This is a genomic window from Kocuria sp. UBA1838 (genome assembly GCF_002338785.1).
GTDB classification, from domain to species: Bacteria; Actinomycetota; Actinomycetes; order Actinomycetales; family Micrococcaceae; genus Kocuria; species Kocuria marina.
Genome location: NZ_DDIY01000017.1, coordinates 150,337 through 166,772, shown reverse-complemented (window position 1 = coordinate 166,772; position 16,436 = coordinate 150,337). Strand labels below are relative to the sequence as shown.

The window sequence follows — 16,436 nt, the reverse complement described above, 5'->3', positions numbered from 1 at the left end:
GAGGCGTTCGCGGCCGGCGCCACCCGCCGCGGTGCGGACGTCACGGTGATCGGCAGCATCTCCACGGACGAGCTGTACTTCGCGTGCGGCACCCTGGACAGCGCCGGCGTCACCTTCACCGCGAGCCACAACCCGGCCGAGTACAACGGCATCAAGATGGCCAAGGCCGGGGCCGTCCCCGTCTCCTCGGACACCGGCCTGTACGAGATCCGCGACGTCGCACAGCGCTACCTGGACGCCGGGGAGATCCCGGCCTCCGAGCACCGCGGCCAGGTCTCGCGCCGGGACGTACTGGGTGACTACGCCCATTACCTGCGCAGCCTGGTGGACCTCTCCGGGATCCGTCCCCTCAAGGTCGTGGTGGACGCGGGCAACGGGATGGCCGGGCTGACCACTCCGGCGGTGCTCGGGGACGCACTGTTGGACCCGCTGCCGCTCGAGATCGTCCCACTGTACTTCGAGCTGGACGGCACGTTCCCCAACCACCCCGCCAACCCACTCGAGCCCGCCAACCTCGAGGACCTGCAGCGGGCCGTGCGCGAGCACGGTGCGGACATCGGGCTCGCGTTCGACGGCGACGCCGACCGCTGCTTCGTGGTGGACCAGAACGGTGATCCCGTCTCCCCGTCCGCGGTGGCCGCGATCGTCGCCGAGCGCGAGATCACCCGGGCCCGCGCCGCGGGTGAGGACCGGCCCGTGGTGATCCACAACCTCATCACGTCCAAGGCGGTCCCCGAGCGGATCGAGGCCTCGGGCGGGCGTGCCGTGCGCACGCGCGTGGGCCACTCCTTCATCAAGGCGGTCATGGCCTCCGAGCGCGCCGTCTTCGGCGGTGAGCACTCCGCGCACTACTACTTCAAGGACTTCTTCAACGCGGACACGGGCATGCTCGCCGCGATGCACGTGCTGGCCGCGCTGGGTGAACAGGACGCGCCGCTGAGCGATCTCATGCGCACGTACGACCCCTACGTGGCCTCCGGGGAGATCAACTCCGAGATCGAGGACAAGGCCGCCGCGGTGGACCGCGTCCGGGCACACTTCGCAGCCACGGACCCCGCCGTGCAGGTCGAGGACATGGACGGCACCACGTTCACCCACCCCGAGCAGGGCTGGTGGTTCAACCTGCGTCCGTCCAACACCGAGCCGTTCCTGCGGCTCAACGTGGAGGCCCCGGACGCCGCCGCCATGGAGTCGGTGCGGGACACCGTCCTGCAGCTCGTCCGGCAGGACTGAGCCCGCCGGGCGCCGCGGGTCCCACCCGCGGCGCCCCCGCTCGAAACGCCGTCCCGGGCACCCGCCGCGGGCTGCCCGGGACGGCCCGCAGAACACGACGACGCCGCGCGGCCCAGGTGGCCACGCGGCGTCGTCGTCATGTCAGGGAGGCTCAGGCGTTCGCGGCGCGCGCCTCATCGTGGAGCATCCACTGGTCGGGACCGAAGATCTCGTAGTGAATGTTGCGCCCCGGCACACCCTTCTCGATGAGCTGCGAGCGCAGCGCCTTCATGAAGGGCAGGGGGCCGCACATGAACGCGTTGGTGTCCTCGTCCACGTCCAGGTCCACGTCCGCGATGTTCATGAAGCCCTCGTGGTCGCCCTCACCGGGGGTCTCCATCCAGGTGATCATCGTGGCGTTGGGCAGGCTGTCCACGAGACGCTCCATGATCTGGCGGCCGGGCCAGCGTTCCTTGGAATGATCCGCGTGCAGCACGGTGACCTTGCGCTGCGAACCCTCCTTGGCCAGGCGGTCCAGGAACGCGACGATGGGTGTGGTGCCGATGCCGGCCGAGGCCAGCACGAGCGAGCCGTGGCCCTCGTCCAACACCACGTCACCGTAGGGGTTGGAGATCTCCAGGACGTCGCCCTCGTTGATGTCCTCGTGCAGGATGGGCGTGACCTCGCCGTGGGGATCCTTGCGGATCACCACGCGGCGGTGGCCCTCCTGGGAGGGCACCAGTGTGAACTGGCGGGGCTGGCGGATCCCGTCCTTGACCTTGACCTGGATGGTCACGTACTGACCGGGGATGGAGCGGGTCAGCGGGGTGTCGTCCGCGGGTTCGAACTCGAACGCCACCACGCCTTCGGCAATGTCCTCCTTGGACACGAGTTTGAAGGGCGCGAACATGACGTCATTGGCCTGCTGACCGTAGAGGCCCTTCTCGAGCTTGATCAGCGCATCCGCCATGAGCCAGTACACCTCGTCCCATGCGGCCACGACCTCGGGGGTCGCGGCGTCACCCAGGTCCGCGGCGATGGCCCCGAACAGGTGCTCATGGACGGTGGGGTACTCCTCGGGCAGCAATCCCAGGGACGCGTGCTTGTGGGCCACGCGCGAGAGCACCTCGTCCGGGTAGGAGTCCGGGTGGTTGAGCAGGTGCAAGGCGAAGGCCGCGATGGAACCGGCAAGCGCCTGCGGCTGGGTGCCGTTCTTCTGGTTGGAACGGCTGAACATGCCGTCCAGCAGATCGGGGCGGGCGTTGAACATGGACTTGTAGAACTCGGGGGTGATCGCGGGGATCCGCTCGGCGATCACGCCGATGGTTTGCTCGATGACCGGGCGGGACTTCTGGGACAGCATGATGATTTCCTCTCATCGCGGTGTGACGAGAGTCAATTTAGCATTTGAAATGCACGTTAAAGAACCGACGCTCCACCCCTGGTGGCGGGGGTTCGCACGCTCGGGGGACGCAGCCCCAGTTGCACCGCGATGGGGCCCACCTGGCGGGGGTTCACGAGGTCCGCGATGGTGATGCCGTCCAGTTCCCGGTAGAAGGCCTCACGCGCCCCGGCCAGGGCCCGGCGCAGCCGGCAGCCGTGGTTGAGCGGGCACGCGGCCTCGTCCGCCTCGCACTCCACGATCGCGGTGTCCGCCTCCAGGATCCGCAGCACCTGGCCCACACTGGCCTCCCGGCCCTCGTCCGTGAGCATGACCCCGCCAGCGCGCCCGCGTTGCGAGCACAACAGGGACATCCCGCGCAGTTTGGCCACCGTCTTGGCCACGTGGTTGTACGGCGCCCCCACGCCGTCCGCGATGCGCTGCGTGGACATCATGGTGTCCGGGGGCAGCCCCCCCATGAGCAGCAGCACCCGCAGCGCGATGTCAGAAAAAGCTGTCAGCCGCACAGTTGTCCCTTCGTCACCGGCCCGCCCTCAGCCCACCGATGACGACGCCGCGCGGCCGGTCTGGCCGCGCGGCGTGATCATACAGGATGGCCCCGACCGCGTGACAACGCGGATCGGGAGACCGGCGTCAGCTGTTGCGCAACCGGTCCTCGAGCCCGGCGCGCTGTTCGAGGATCACCTCGGGCACGTCGCCGAGGCGCGCGAACCACTCGTCGATCCCGGGCAGTTCGTTGAGCCACTCGTCCTTGTCCACGCGCAGCGCGGCCTCGAGATCGGCGTCGGAGATGTCCAGGCCGGTCAGGTCCAGGTCCTCCTTGCCCGGGACCACACCCACGGGGGTCTCGTGTCCCTCCGCGGTGCCCTTGAGGCGTTCGACGATCCACTTGACCACGCGGGAGTTCTCCCCGAAGCCGGGCCACGCGAAACCGCCCTCCGGGGTGCGGCGGAACCAGTTGACGTAGTAGATCCGCGGCATGTTCTCCTCGCCCACGCGGGCTCCGGTATCCAGCCAGTGCTCCAGGTAGTCATTGGCGTTGTAGCCGATGAACGGGAGCATGGCCATGGGGTCACGGCGCACCACACCCACGGCGCCCTTGGCGGCCGCGGTGGTCTCGGAGGACAGCGTGGCTCCCAGGAAGACGCCGTGTTCCCACCCGAAGGACTCGGAGACCAGGGGCACGGTCGTCTTGCGGCGGCCACCGAAGATGATCGCGGACAGCGGCACACCTTCGGGGTCGTCGTACTCGGGGGCCAGGATCTCGACCTGCTTGATGGGGGTGCAGAACCGGGAGTTGGGGTGCGCGGCGGGGCGGCCGGACTCGGGGGTCCAGTCGTTGCCCTTCCAGTCCGTGAGGTGCTCGGGGATGTCGTCGGTCATACCCTCCCACCACACGCCGCCGTCGTCGGTCAGCGCCACGTTGGTGAAGATGGTGTTGCCGCGTTCGATCGCCCGCATGGCGTTGGGGTTGGTGGACCACCCGGTGCCGGGTGCCACACCGAACAGGCCGGCCTCGGGGTTGACCACGCGCGGGGTGTGGTCCTTGCCGAAGCGGATCCAGGCGATGTCGTCCCCGACCATCTCGGCCTTCCAACCCTCGATGGTGGGCTCGAGCATCGCGAAGTTGGTCTTGCCGCACGCGGACGGGAACGCCCCCGCGATGTAGTGGGACTCCCCCTGCGGGTCGGTGATCTTGAGGATGAGCATGTGCTCAGCCAGCCAGCCCTCGTCATGGGCGATCGCCGAGGCGATGCGCAGCGCGTAGCACTTCTTGCCCAGCAGTGCGTTGCCGCCGTAACCGGAGCCGAAGGACCAGATGGCCCGGTCCTCGGGGAACTGCACGATGTACTTGGCGGGGTTGCACGGCCACGGCACGTCCTGCTCGCCGGGCCGCAGCGGGGCACCCAGGGAGTGGACGCACTCCACGAACTCCGCCTTGTCGCGGGACATCCTCTCGAGGACGGGCGTGCCGATCGTGGCCATGATCCGCATGGAGCACACCACGTAGGGCGAGTCCGTGATCTCCACGCCGTACTGGGGCTTCTGGGCGTCCAGGGAACCCATCACGAACGGGATCACGTACATGGTGCGGCCGCGCATGGCCCCGTTGAAACGCTTGGTCAGCGTCTCCTTCATGGCCGTGGGGTCTTCCCAGTTGTTGGTGGGACCGGCACCCTTCTCGGTCTTGGTGCAGATGAACGTGCGCTCCTCCACGCGGGCCACGTCCTCGGGGTCCGAGAACGCCGCGAAGGAATTGGGGAGCTTCTCGTCCGAGAGCCGGACCAGGGTGCCCGCCTCCACCATGAGGTCGGTGAGCCGGGTCCACTCGGCTTCCGAACCGTCTGCCCAGTGGATGCGATCCGGCTGGGCCAGCTCGGCGATCCCACGCACCCAGTCCACGAGCTCCCGGTAATCCGTGGGGGGATTGTCCAGGGACTGCTGGACCTCGCGGTTCAGGGCGGTGGTCCCGGTGGTTGCTGTGCCGTTGTCAGCCATTGACATGTCTCCTCGTTGAGGCCGTCGTACGTGCCGCTTCCCGCCGAGGTGCGCCGCCCGTTCATGCTTGCCACGTCACTGTGGAACGGTTCCGGGGGCCGACCTCGCAGGGGGTTGCGCGCGGGTGTGCCTGGAGTCTATCGCGGGGGTGGCCTTCCGGAACGCGAGTTACACCACATCGCGGCCCCGACCACACGGCTCGCACCGCCCAGCCGCCCCGGCACCGCGAGGGCACCGCTCCGGCGCGATTTGTCGCCGGGCACCGGCGGGTGTAAGTTATTACCCGTTGCAAGGGCCTTGGTCGTTGCTTCAGGAGCGCCTGTAGCTCAACGGATAGAGCATCTGACTACGGATCAGAAGGTTGTAGGTTCGAATCCTATCGGGCGCACTTCTTGTCGGACCCCGCATCCCCCAGGATGCGGGGTCCTTCTCATTCACCGCCGCGCCTCGGTATCAGGATCGGCTCCAGGATCGAGGTACCGCCGTGTCCCCTCTCACGACCCCTGTTCGTCGTCTCGCCCTGGGCGCCGCGGCGCTCGCGCTGGCTCTCACGGGGTGCGCGGCTCCCACCGATTCGGCGGCACCCTCCCCATCCGCCTCCGCGACCACGAGCGCTGCGGCCCCGACGACGACGCCCGCCGCGCAGTCACCGTCCCCCACCCGGGGCACGGAAGACGCGACGTCCCCCGCGGCGGCGGCGTCCCCGCAGGACACCACCGATCACGCGGCGGCCGGGACCGCGCTGGCCGCGCTCGGGGACCTGCCCGTGAAGGGGCGCGCGCCCAAGACCGACTACTCGCGGGACCAGTTCGGCCCGCGCTGGGCGGACACCGATCACAACGGCTGCGACACTCGCAACGACATCCTGCGCCGGGACCTCACGGGGATCGCCGTCAAGCCGGGGACGCACGGGTGCAACGTGAGCTCCGGGGCGCTCGAGAGCCCGTACACCGGAGAGACGATCGACTTCGTGGCCGGGCAGGCCACGAGCTCACAGGTGCAGATCGATCACGTGGTCGCACTGTCGGACGCGTGGCAGAAGGGCGCGCAGCAGCTCGACGCCGCGCGGCGCACCGAACTCGCGAACGACCCGCTCAACCTGCTCGCCGTGGACGGTCAGAGCAACAACACCAAGTCGGACGCGGACGCCGCCACGTGGCTGCCGCCGCGCACCGGCGAGCGCTGCGAGTACGTGGCCACCCAGATCGCGGTCAAGCAGCGCTACGAGTTGTGGGTCACCGACGCCGAGAAGAACGCCATGGTGCGCGTGCTCGACACGTGCCCCGAGCAGTCGCTGCCCGAAGCGCGTCCCATCCCGGATCCCGCGGACTCACCCGTGGCTCCCGTGACCGAGGCGCCGGCTGCGCAAGCGGCAGCCGCCGAGGCGCCCTCGACTCCGGAGGCGGAGGCACCGGCCCCTGTGGCACCCGCTCCGGCCGCACCCGGTGCGGGCGCGGGATCCGATCCTGCGGACGCTGCCGTCGCGGAGGCCGAGGCGCCCGGTGCGGGAGCTCCGGGCGTTCCGGGCGTTCCGGGTGCGGACGTCTATTTCTCGCGGTGCGCCGAGGCGCGCACGGCGGGGATGGCCCCGCTCTACGCCGGCACGCCGGGGTACCGTCCCGGCTTGGACGGCGACGGCGACGGCGTGGCCTGCGAGTCCAGGAGCTGAGCACCGGCTCGGGGTGAACTCCACACCCGAGGGGGCTCCGCATGACCCCCATGCCCGCGGCGCATGGAACCGTGCGGGTTCTAGACCCCCGGGGTGTGGAAGCGCGTGAGGCGGGCGTCGGCGCCGTCGAGCACGGCCCAGTCCCCGGGGACCTCGAGCACCGCGGTGCCCCCGGTCGGGAAACCCGTGGCGGCATCCATCATGGCGTCCTGGTCCGAGTCACGAGAGGCCAGGCGCAGGACGGTGTCCAGCACCCCGGGCATGTGGGCGACCACCATGAGGGTGCGCACGGTTTCCGGGGCGTGGTTCACGGCCGCGATGATCTGCGCGTCCGTGGCGTCGTAGAGCCCGTCCCACAACTGCGGCGTGGGGGCCCTCTCCCCGAGTTCATGGCATACCCACGTGATGGTCTGGCGGGTGCGCAGCGCCGGGGACACCAGGATCATGTCCGGCGCGGCATGTTCGGCCAGCCACCGTCCCACGTCCGCGGCCTCACGGGCACCGCGCGGCGCCAGGGGGCGGTCGTGGTCAGGGACGTCCCGCGGGAAGTCCGCTTCCCCGTGCCGCATGATCACCAGGTGCTTGAGGTCGTGGGGTGCCATGGGCCCCAGTGTGTCACGGCGGGGTGCAGCCCGGTCACGGAAGCAACGCGACGGCGCGCTCCCGGGTGAGCGCGGTCTCGCGACTGAGGAGGATTAGATGGAGTACTCGGGCGCGGCCCACACGACGACCTCGGGGTGGTCGTAGAACCGGTACCCCTGACCGCGCACGGTGCGCACGGTGTTGGCCAAGCGACCCAGCTTGGAACGCAACCGCCGCACGTGCACGTCGATCGTGCGCTCGGAGGGGACCTCCTCGGCGTCACCCCACAGGCTGTCGAGCAGCTCGGTGCGACCCACGGTGCGGGTGCCGTTCTCCACGAGGTAGTTGAGCAGTTCGAACTCGCGGTGGGTCAGGTTCAGCAGCTCCCCGTCCAGGAACACTTCGCGGCGGGAGAGGTCGATCAGCACGCCCACCCGCTGACGGTCAATCGCACTCCCGGCACCGGCCGCGGGCAGCGGCGCAATGGGTTCGATCACCGGGTCCGAGAACGTGGGGTCACCCAACGCGCTGCGCACGACTTCGAGATCCGTGCCTTCCGCGTGCACCGGGGCGAGGGCCACGGCGGCGTAGGAATCGGACTCGGGGACCGCGGAGCTGATGAACTGGCGGACGTCCTGCACGAGCTGCACGAGGTTGATCCCGCGGTCGGCGGCGGCTTGCTCGTCCACGCCCACGTAGATCACGAAGCCGCGGGCCTCAGTGGGCTGCTGCCCCGCGCCCGGTTGACGTTCCAGGCGTGAATCGGCACCGTGTTCGGCGGCGACGGAACGCAGGTGTCGGAAATCCTCAGCGGTCCCCACCATGCGATGCGCCCCGCGGGGTCGGGCCGTGGACTGGGCTCCACCCAGTCGGTGTCGCTGCGAGATGTGGACGTAACCCGGTGCGCCTGACATTCGAACCCCTGCCTCGTGATGCCCCCGTTCCCATGAATTCCCTGGAAAACGGCATTGTCATCATGTTCTGCGACGCGCGGCTGGACTGGCAAGTAATATATGGGTTTTTTTCTCACATAGTGAGACCTACTCTTGATTCACGCGATCCCATGGCGAAATGGATTGCATTCTCGCCGAGATGAGGGGCTACTTCCCCGCTCGAGATGCTTTCCGAGAGCCGACGAGCGGGGCCTCAGTGCGCGACGCCGTACAGGCGGTCGCCCGCATCCCCGAGGCCGGGAACGATGTACGCGTTCTCGTCCAGTCGTTCGTCCACGGACGCCAGCACCACATTGACCTCGCTGTCGTCCAGTTCCCGGGTCAACCGGTCGAGGCCCTCGGGCGCCGCCAGCAAGCACACGCACGTGATCTGTTCGGCACCGCGGCGGTAGAGGAACTTGATGGCCTCGCTCAGCGTGCCACCCGTGGCGAGCATGGGATCGAGCACGTACACCTGACGGCCCGTGAGATCGTCCGGCAGCCGTTCGGCGTACGTGATGATGTCCAGCGTGGTGTCGTCACGCGCCATCCCCAGGAACCCGACCTCCGCGGTGGGGATCAACCGGGTCATCCCCTCGAGCATGCCCAGCCCCGCGCGCAGGATGGGCACCACGAGCGGCCGCGGGTACGCGAGCGCGATCCCCTGGGTCTCGGCCACCGGGGTCCGTACCGTGACCGGCTCCACGCGCACGTCCCGGGTCGCCTCGTACGCCAGCAGGGTGACCAGTTCCTCCACCAACAACCGGAACACCGGGGAGGAGGTGTCCTTGTCGCGCAGCACACTCAGTTTGTGGGCGACCAGGGGGTGATCCAAGACAGTGACTCGCATACCTCAGAATCTAGCAGCCGCCGCAGGGCCCGCGGACGTCACGGATTCATCACACGCCGGGGAAGATCAGCCGAGGGGACGAGGACGTGCCATAGGGTCATACGGGAGACTCGACATGGTTCTGCGCACGGCAATCCTCGGAAGGGACACCTGAATATGACGGCTCCGGTTCTCGAAACGGAGAATTTGGTCAAGATCTACGGCAGAGGAGAAACCCGCTTCGACGCCCTCAAGGGCATCAACCTGGAGATCGGCAAGGGCGAGTCCGTTGCGGTGGTGGGAAAATCCGGTTCGGGCAAATCCACTCTCATGCACCTGCTGGCGTTGCTGGACGCCCCCACGCACGGCGTCGTGGCCCTGGAGGGCAAGCCCACCGGGGATCTGAATGCCAAAGAACTCAACGAACTGCGCAATTCCGCGTTCGGTTTCGTGTTCCAGCAGTTCTTCCTGACCCCCAATCAGAGCGTGTTGGAAAACGTCACGCTCCCTCTGAAGATCGCGGGTGTTCCGGCCGGTGAGCGCAAACGCCGCGGCATGGAAGTCCTCGACCAACTGGACATGGCGGACAAGGCCGAGAACAAGGCCACCGATCTTTCGGGTGGTCAGAAACAGCGCGTGGTGATCGCGCGAGCCCTGATCAACGAACCCTCCGTGATCTTCGCGGACGAGCCCACCGGGAACCTGGACTCGGCAACGTCCCGGGTTGTGGAGGACATCCTCTTCGGGCTCAACCGGGACAAGGGCATCACCCTGGTGATCGTGACCCATGATCTGGACCTCGCGCAGCGGTGCTCCCGGCAGATCTACCTCGTGGACGGGCAGATCGTACCGACCCCGGAGGCGGCCACGAACGACGTCGTCGATCGGCAGCCGCGCCGCGCCGCGCACCCGGCGGGCGCCGACGACGCCACCGGGACCGTCCGGATCACCGAGCCCACGACCGGCGAGATGATCACCCTCAGCGAGGCCGACGCCGCCGAGCTCACCCGCGCCGCCCAGGAACCCGTGCGGCCGGGCAAGCACGCCGCCCCTTGGGCCACCAACACCCCACACCGCCCGACCGACCAGCCAGGAGCCACCGCGTGAAATTCCTCGATCTGCTGCGCACGGCGATCGCCAACACGTTCCGGTCCAAGGCCCGCACCATCCTGACCGTGATCGCCATCTTCATCGGTTCCTTCACGCTCACGCTGACCTCGGGCATCGGCACCGGCGTCAACGACTACATCGACAAGACCGTGGCCGCGTTCGGTAACCAGAACGCCCTGTACGTCCAGAAAGTGTCCGAGCGCTCCACCCCCGGCTCCGGCCAGGAGGACGGGCCCACCGAGTACGACCCCGAGCGGGCCAATGTGCAGACGGGGTTCGGTTCGATCGCAGGGCTCACGGACGCCGACATCGACAAGATCAGGGATATCGACGGCGTGGAGTCCGTGGACCCCATGTACATGGTCACGCCCACCTACCTGGAGGCCCCCGACGGCAAGAAGTTCCAGCTGAGCCTGGGCTCCCCGGCGGAAGCGGAAGGGCTGCAGCTGGAGGCCGGTGAGACCCCGGACCGGTCCGCGGACGAGATCCTGCTGCCCGCCTCCTGGGTGGCGCCCCTGGGCTTCGACTCCAACGAGGACGCCGTGGGCAAAACCGTGACGATCGCCATGCGCAACGCCGCCGGCGAGACCCGAGCCTTCGACGTCCGGGTCTCCGGCATCAGCCAGGCCTCCCTCGCGGGCGCGTCCACCAGCCCCATTCCCTCGTCGGAGCTGAACAGGAAGCTGTACGAGTACCAGACCTCGGGTTCACCCCGGGAGATGCCCAACACGTACTTCACCGCCACGGCCAACCTGAGCGACAACACCGAGGTGGGCCCCATCAAGTCCCAGCTCGCGGACGACGACATGCTGGGCGTAACGGTCGAGGACCAGCTCGGGATGTTCCGGGCCGTGATCAACGGGATCGTGTGGATCCTCAACTCCTTCGCGATCATCGCGCTGCTCGCGGCCGGATTCGGCATCGTGAACACGCTGCTCATGTCCGTCCAGGAACGCACCCGCGAGATCGGGCTCATGAAGGCCATGGGGATGAGCGGGGGCAAGGTCTTCGGCCTGTTCTCCCTCGAGGCCATCTTCATCGGTTTCCTGGGCTCCGCGATCGGAGCCGCCGTGGGCATGGCCACCGGCAGCATCCTCAGCGGGGTCCTCTCCAACGGGTTGCTTTCCTCGCTGCCCGGGCTGAGTCTGTTCTTGTTCGACCCGCTCAAGATCGTGATCATCATCCTCGCAGTGATGTTCATCGCGTTCCTCGCCGGGACCATCCCCGCCATGCGGGCGGCCCGGCAGGATCCCATCAATGCCCTTCGATACGAGTAATCCCCCCACACTCACGCAGTATCACTCGCACGATGCACAGGAAGGACAGTCCTCATGAGCAACGACACCCCCAACAACAACCCGCACAACCCTCCGTACGGTGACCCGGGCGCGACCCAGCCCGTGCCGCCCCAGCCCCGCGGGCAGGGCGCAGTCAACGGCGCGCCCCAGGGCCAGCAGTACGGCATGACCGGCGGCAAGTACGGCACCTCGGAGTACAACCCCAACCAGTACACCGGCACCATGGACCGCCCCTCCACGGTGGACAAGCTGCTCAAGCTGACCCTGGCGTCCCTGGGGCTCTACGTCCTCAACGGCATCATCGGCCTGATCGCGGCGAGCAGCGTGGACTACACCCAGATGTACCGCGACATGGGCCTGAGCACGGAAATGGCCGATCAGAGCGCGAGCCAGATGGCCATGACCACCGGCCCCGTCGCCAGCATCATCAGCCTGATCATCGGACTCGCGCTGTACTTCCTGGTCTACAACGGCCTGAAGAAGGGCAAGAACTGGGCTCGCATCCTGGGCACCGTCCTCGCGGCCATCGCCATCCTGAGCGGAATCTTCGGCCTGTTCGGTGTCTTCATCTACCCCGCGCCGTGGAACATCATCATGGCCATCCTGATGATCGTGAAGGTCGTGGTGGACATCCTGTGGATCGTGACCGCGTTCCGCGCCCCTACCTCCGCGTGGTTCAACCAGAACCGCGTCCAGCGCTGACACAGCGTGGCATTACCGCACACCGCCAGGTCCATCCAGCTCTCGGGCTGGATGGACCTGGCTCTGTCAGAGGCCCGCGCCACGGAAGGCACGGGGGACGTGCCGATCGGCGCCGTCGTCCTGGACCCGGACGGCCGGGTCATCGGGCGCGGGTACAACCGCCGCGAGGCCGACGGCGATCCCACCGCCCACGCCGAGGTCCTGGCCCTGCGGAAGGCTTCCCGCGCGCTGGGGTCCTGGCGGCTGGAAGGCTGCACCCTGGTGGTGACGCTCGAACCGTGCGCCATGTGCGCCGGGGCGATCGTGCTGGCTCGGGTGCCCACCGTGGTGTTCGGGGCATGGGACCCCAAGGCGGGGGCGTGCGGATCGGTGTTCGACATCGTGCGTGATCCGCGCCTGAACCACTGGGTGGAGGTCACGGGCGGGGTTCGCGAGGCCGAGTGCGCCGCCTTGCTGCACGAGTTCTTCCGGGGCCACCGCAACCCCTGAGCCGGTCCGCGCCCAGCCCTGGTTTGGAGGGGTTGCGCCCCGGGCTGTAAAGTGCTGGGAGTTGGTGACGTGTCCGAGCGGCCGAAGGTGCATCACTCGAAATGATGTTTGGTGTCAAAGCCAACGTGGGTTCAAATCCCACCGTCACCGCCAATTTTCGAGGCCCCTGCCTCCCCGAATTTCCGGGGGAACAGGGGCCTCGTTCATGACCGGAGCCGGTTCACCCCCGGCCCGCGAAGCCGTCCACGAGGGCCACGGACTCCGGAGTCCCGGAGCGCTCGGCGATCACGCTGATCTCCTCCGCCAGGTGGGTCTCGTACTCCGCGACGACGCCGCGGCGCAGCAAGCGCTTCGTGGACCCGTAGGAACCGGCGGTTCCCGCGACGAAACGGTCCTCCACCTCCGTCAATCGCTCGGCGAACTCCTCCGCCGAAACGGATTCAGCGGCAATCCCCCACTCGACCGCTTCCATCCCGGTGAGCCGGCGACCCCCGAGGGTCAGTTCCACCGAACGTTGATGACCCACTGCGCGGGGCAGCAGATAGGACACACCGGTGTCCGGCGTCAGGCCGATCGCGGCGTAGGCGGCGAGCACGGTGGCGTCCTCCCGGATGAGCGCCCAGTCGGAGTTGAGGATCAGCCCCAGTCCGGCCCCGGCCGCCGTGCCATTGACCCCGGCGATGATGAGCAGCCGCGAGCGCACCATGGCCAGGGCCAGATCCCGGGCCGCGGAGGCGAGTTCCCGCAGGAACCCGGGACGCTCGGTGGCCGGACGACCGGCCATGCCCTTGACGTCACCGCCCGCGCTGAAGAACCGCCCCGAACCCGTGAGGGTCAGCACGTGGACGGTGGGATCGGCTTCCGCCCGTCGCAGGGCGGACAGTGTCTCGCGCGCGAGGTCCAGGTCCACGGCGTTGCCGGTGGCCGCGCGGTCCCACACGATCCGCACCACGCCGGCTCTGTGCTCCACCCGGACGGCATCGGGGTGTTCCACGGTGTCCTCCTGCCTCATACCGGGTTCGTCCGTTCCGCCCGCAGTTCGCGCTTGAGCAACTTGCCGGACTGGTTGCGGGGCAGCTCCGCGACGAAGTCCACACGCTTGGGCACCTTGTAATCGGCCAGGCGGGCCTTCACATGGGAGCGCACCGACTCCGCGGTGAGCTCCGATCCCTCCTTGGGGACGATCACCGCCGTGACGGCCTCGATCCACCGTTTGTCCGGGAGCCCCACCACCGCGACCTCGGCGACGTCGGGCAGCTCGTAGATGCAGTCCTCGATCTCGCGAGGAGCCACCAGGACACCCCCGGTGTTGATCACGTCCTTGATCCGGTCCACCACCTGAATGTACCCCTGTTCGTCCTGCACCACCTGGTCCCCGGAACGGAACCAGCCGTCCACGAACGCGTCCGCCGTGGCCTCTGGCTTGTTCCAGTAGCCGGTCAGCAGCTGCGGGGAGCGGTACTGGATCTCCCCTGGCTCCCCGTGTTGAGCGACCCGACCCTCGGACGTGACCACCCGCGCCTCCACGTTGAACACGGGACGCCCACACGACGCCGGACGGGCGTCGTGCTCGGCGGGTGTCAGGACGGTGCACAGGGGCCCGAGTTCCGACTGCCCGAAGCAGTTGTAGAACCCGATGCCCGGATAGCGGGAGCGCAACCGTTGCAGCACCGTGACGGGCATGATGGACGCGCCGTACTGCGCCTTGCGCAACGACGACAGGTCCCGAGTCTCGAGGTCGGGGTGATTGCTCAGCGGCACCCATACGGTGGGCGCCAGGAACAGCGAACCCACGTGCTCCTCCTCGACCAGCTGCAGGATCTCGGCGATATCCGGTTTCCGGGTCAATCGCACCGCCGCCCCCAGAGCGAGGTAGGGCAGCAGGAACACGTGCATGCCCGCCGAGTGGTAGAGCGGCATGGCCACGAGCGGACGGTCCTGCGCGGTCAGGTCCAGCGCGATGATCGCGGACGTGTACTCGGCCAACAGAGCGGCGTGCGTCATCATGGCGCCCTTGGGCGCGGACGTGGTGCCGGAGGTGTAAAGCAGCTGCAGCAGATCGTGGCCGCGCACCGTCACCCGGACGGCAGCGTCGTTGGCCCGGGGATCGAACGCGGTCTCCTGAAGCGAGGTGTCGTCGTCCTCGCCGCCGGGCAGCATGGGCAGGACGCGTTCGACGGCGCGTGCTCTCCCGGAGTCCCGGACCTGCGCCACGAGCGGCAACAGTTCGGGATCGGCAATCACCGTGGTGGCCCCGGAGTCCTCGAGGACGTACGCGAGCTCGTCCCCTTTCAGCGCGAAGTTGACGGGGACGTGCACGAGCCCCGCTTGGGCGCACGCGAGGTACAGGATCGCGTAGACGTCCGAGTTCACGCCGAACGCCGCGACGCGCGTCCCCGGGGTCAGGCCCGCATCGGCCAGGCGGCGCGCGACCCGCCGGACCGCGTCCCCCAGCTCCCGGTACGACCAGCACCGGTCCTGGAAGAGCAACGCGGTGGCACCGCCGTTGCGCGACACGGCCCGTTGCAGCAGAGCCCCCACGGTGTCGGCGCGGGCCTCGCCCTGCGGTTCGTCCTCGGTGGATGGCGGCGTATGTGGTGCGGGATCGGTCATGGCGGGGTTCCCCTCATGGTCGGGTCCTCGGAGTCGGCGCGGATCCGGGGACGACGGCGCTCCCCGGGTCCGCGCGCGTAGTAGCCACAGTGCCCAAATGCGGGGGTGTTGTCCAGATCACGCCAGCTCCGCGCCACATCCGCCCTCCTCGAATATCTAGTGGAGCAAAAGCAGCTCGGGGTGCTCGGATGCTGCTTCTACTCAGTAAAAGCAGAGGGGTGCAGGGGGCGCCCACATGCTGGACGCATATTGCACGTTTACTTACTAATAGGTAGAACTGGGGTATGGGCCACCCCGGGATCAAGGGATTCTTTCGTGCAGCCGCTGGAATCCTGAGCTACCCCCAGGACCCACGGTCCTTCGCGCAGGTCTTCGGCTCCCTGACGAGCGCACATTACACACGAGGCCGCATCACGCACGTGCGGCGCGAGACCCCCGACACCGTGACCCTGTTCTTCACCGCGGGTGAGGGGTGGATCCCGCACCGGGCGGGGCAGTGGGCGCGGATCGGCGTGGAAGTGGACGGGAAGCGGATCTGGCGTCCGTACTCCATCAGCGCCCCCGAACACGGTGACCCGTCGATCACCGTCAAAGCGCAGGGCCTGGTGTCCGAACACATCGTTGAGCGCGCCGCCCCGGGCAACGTGCTCTACCTGGAACGCCCCGAAGGACAGTTCCTGCTCCCGGACACCCCCACAGAATTGCTGTTCATGGTGGCCGGTTCCGGGATCACCCCGGTGATGTCCATGCTGCGGACCCTCATGCCGCGCAGGCCGGACCACGACGTCGTGCTGGTCTACGTGTCCCGGAGCCGGGAGTCGTGCATCTTCCACGACGAGATCCTGGAACTCGCGGACCAGTTCCCGGGTCTGCGGCCGGTCTTCTGGTTCACCGAGGAACGCGGCCGCCTCGACGCCTCCGACGCCGATGCCCTGGCCGAGCTGTGTCCCGATCACGCGGACCGGGTGACGTACGCGAGCGGCCCGGACTCGTTCGTCAGCGCCGTGGAGGACCTCTCGCGCAGCCACGGCGCCCCCCCCCGTGGTGGAACGCTTCGATGTCACCAGGCAGTTCAGCGGCGGCCAACGCGGGGAAGTTT

At 68.3% G+C, this 16,436-nt stretch carries 14 protein-coding genes, 2 tRNA genes and 1 pseudogene; 9 read left to right on the top strand and 8 right to left on the bottom strand.

The annotated features are described in order from the left end of the window. Positions 1 to 1,233, top strand: a 1,233-nt coding sequence (locus B3I25_RS09845) for a phosphomannomutase/phosphoglucomutase (protein WP_286738772.1), incomplete at its 5' end; no start/stop codon positions are given. A gap of 151 nt (positions 1,234 to 1,384) precedes the next feature. Here B3I25_RS09845 and B3I25_RS09840 read toward each other — a convergent pair. The 3 genes from B3I25_RS09840 to B3I25_RS09830 all read right to left on the bottom strand — a co-directional run bounded on the left by B3I25_RS09840 (position 1,385) and on the right by B3I25_RS09830 (position 5,113). Then, positions 1,385 to 2,575, bottom strand: coding sequence for a globin domain-containing protein (locus tag B3I25_RS09840; RefSeq protein WP_098055103.1), 1,191 nt, complete (start codon positions 2,573 to 2,575; stop codon positions 1,385 to 1,387). A gap of 56 nt (positions 2,576 to 2,631) precedes the next feature. Continuing rightward, a complete protein-coding gene (locus B3I25_RS09835; protein ID WP_064845131.1) occupies positions 2,632 to 3,120 on the bottom strand; it encodes an RrF2 family transcriptional regulator in 489 nt (162 codons plus the stop codon). Positions 3,121 to 3,247: 127 nt separating this feature from the next. Continuing rightward, on the bottom strand, positions 3,248 to 5,113 hold the full coding sequence (locus B3I25_RS09830; RefSeq protein ID WP_098055105.1) for a phosphoenolpyruvate carboxykinase (GTP): 1,866 nt from the start codon (positions 5,111 to 5,113) through the stop codon (positions 3,248 to 3,250). A 315-nt stretch (positions 5,114 to 5,428) separates the two neighbouring features. Between B3I25_RS09830 and B3I25_RS09825 the strand changes: the two genes are divergently transcribed. Then, positions 5,429 to 5,501 (top strand) — tRNA-Arg (locus B3I25_RS09825). A 96-nt stretch (positions 5,502 to 5,597) separates the two neighbouring features. Beyond that, positions 5,598 to 6,782: a GmrSD restriction endonuclease domain-containing protein gene (locus B3I25_RS09820; RefSeq protein WP_098055107.1), complete on the top strand. Its 1,185-nt coding sequence runs from the start codon at positions 5,598 to 5,600 to the stop codon at positions 6,780 to 6,782. A gap of 80 nt (positions 6,783 to 6,862) precedes the next feature. On the opposite strand, the gene B3I25_RS09815 is transcribed toward B3I25_RS09820, so the two are convergent. From B3I25_RS09815 to upp, 3 genes are all read right to left on the bottom strand, one after another. Then, entirely contained in the window at positions 6,863 to 7,384 is a 522-nt protein-coding gene (locus B3I25_RS09815; protein WP_085106104.1) for a SixA phosphatase family protein, read from the bottom strand. 93 nt (positions 7,385 to 7,477) lie between these two features. Beyond that, a complete protein-coding gene (locus B3I25_RS09810) occupies positions 7,478 to 8,278 on the bottom strand; it encodes a winged helix-turn-helix domain-containing protein (protein ID WP_085106103.1) in 801 nt (266 codons plus the stop codon). Between the two features lie 232 nt (positions 8,279 to 8,510). Then, positions 8,511 to 9,146, bottom strand: a complete 636-nt coding sequence (upp, locus tag B3I25_RS09805; protein ID WP_064845136.1) for a uracil phosphoribosyltransferase — start codon at positions 9,144 to 9,146, stop codon at positions 8,511 to 8,513. Between the two features lie 156 nt (positions 9,147 to 9,302). Between upp and B3I25_RS09800 the strand changes: the two genes are divergently transcribed. The 5 genes from B3I25_RS09800 (at position 9,303) to B3I25_RS09780 (ending at position 12,877) form a co-directional block, all read left to right on the top strand. Continuing rightward, positions 9,303 to 10,232: an ABC transporter ATP-binding protein gene (locus B3I25_RS09800; RefSeq protein ID WP_064845137.1), complete on the top strand. Its 930-nt coding sequence runs from the start codon at positions 9,303 to 9,305 to the stop codon at positions 10,230 to 10,232. Beyond that, entirely contained in the window at positions 10,229 to 11,512 is a 1,284-nt protein-coding gene (locus B3I25_RS09795; protein WP_206479046.1) for an ABC transporter permease, read from the top strand. The genes B3I25_RS09800 and B3I25_RS09795 overlap by 4 nt, the downstream gene beginning before the upstream one ends. Positions 11,513 to 11,566: 54 nt before the next feature. Beyond that, entirely contained in the window at positions 11,567 to 12,235 is a 669-nt protein-coding gene (locus B3I25_RS09790; RefSeq protein ID WP_131332260.1) for a hypothetical protein, read from the top strand. Positions 12,236 to 12,241: 6 nt separating this feature from the next. Then, the gene (tadA, locus tag B3I25_RS09785; RefSeq protein ID WP_370520569.1) at positions 12,242 to 12,724 is read left to right on the top strand and encodes a tRNA adenosine(34) deaminase TadA; all 483 of its coding nucleotides are present in this window, start codon (positions 12,242 to 12,244) and stop codon (positions 12,722 to 12,724) included. A gap of 63 nt (positions 12,725 to 12,787) precedes the next feature. After that, positions 12,788 to 12,877: transfer RNA gene (locus tag B3I25_RS09780), tRNA-Ser, on the top strand. A 67-nt stretch (positions 12,878 to 12,944) separates the two neighbouring features. Here the strand turns inward: B3I25_RS09780 and B3I25_RS09775 are convergent. Next, positions 12,945 to 13,718, bottom strand: coding sequence for an enoyl-CoA hydratase/isomerase family protein (locus B3I25_RS09775; RefSeq protein WP_286738771.1), 774 nt, complete (start codon positions 13,716 to 13,718; stop codon positions 12,945 to 12,947). A 14-nt stretch (positions 13,719 to 13,732) separates the two neighbouring features. Then, on the bottom strand, positions 13,733 to 15,337 hold the full coding sequence (locus B3I25_RS09770; RefSeq protein WP_286738770.1) for a fatty acyl-CoA synthetase: 1,605 nt from the start codon (positions 15,335 to 15,337) through the stop codon (positions 13,733 to 13,735). 284 nt (positions 15,338 to 15,621) lie between these two features. Here B3I25_RS09770 and B3I25_RS09765 point away from each other — a divergent pair. Continuing rightward, positions 15,622 to 16,284: pseudogene (locus tag B3I25_RS09765) on the top strand (FAD-binding oxidoreductase); the annotation flags it as partial. Between the last annotated feature and the right edge of the window lie 152 nt (positions 16,285 to 16,436).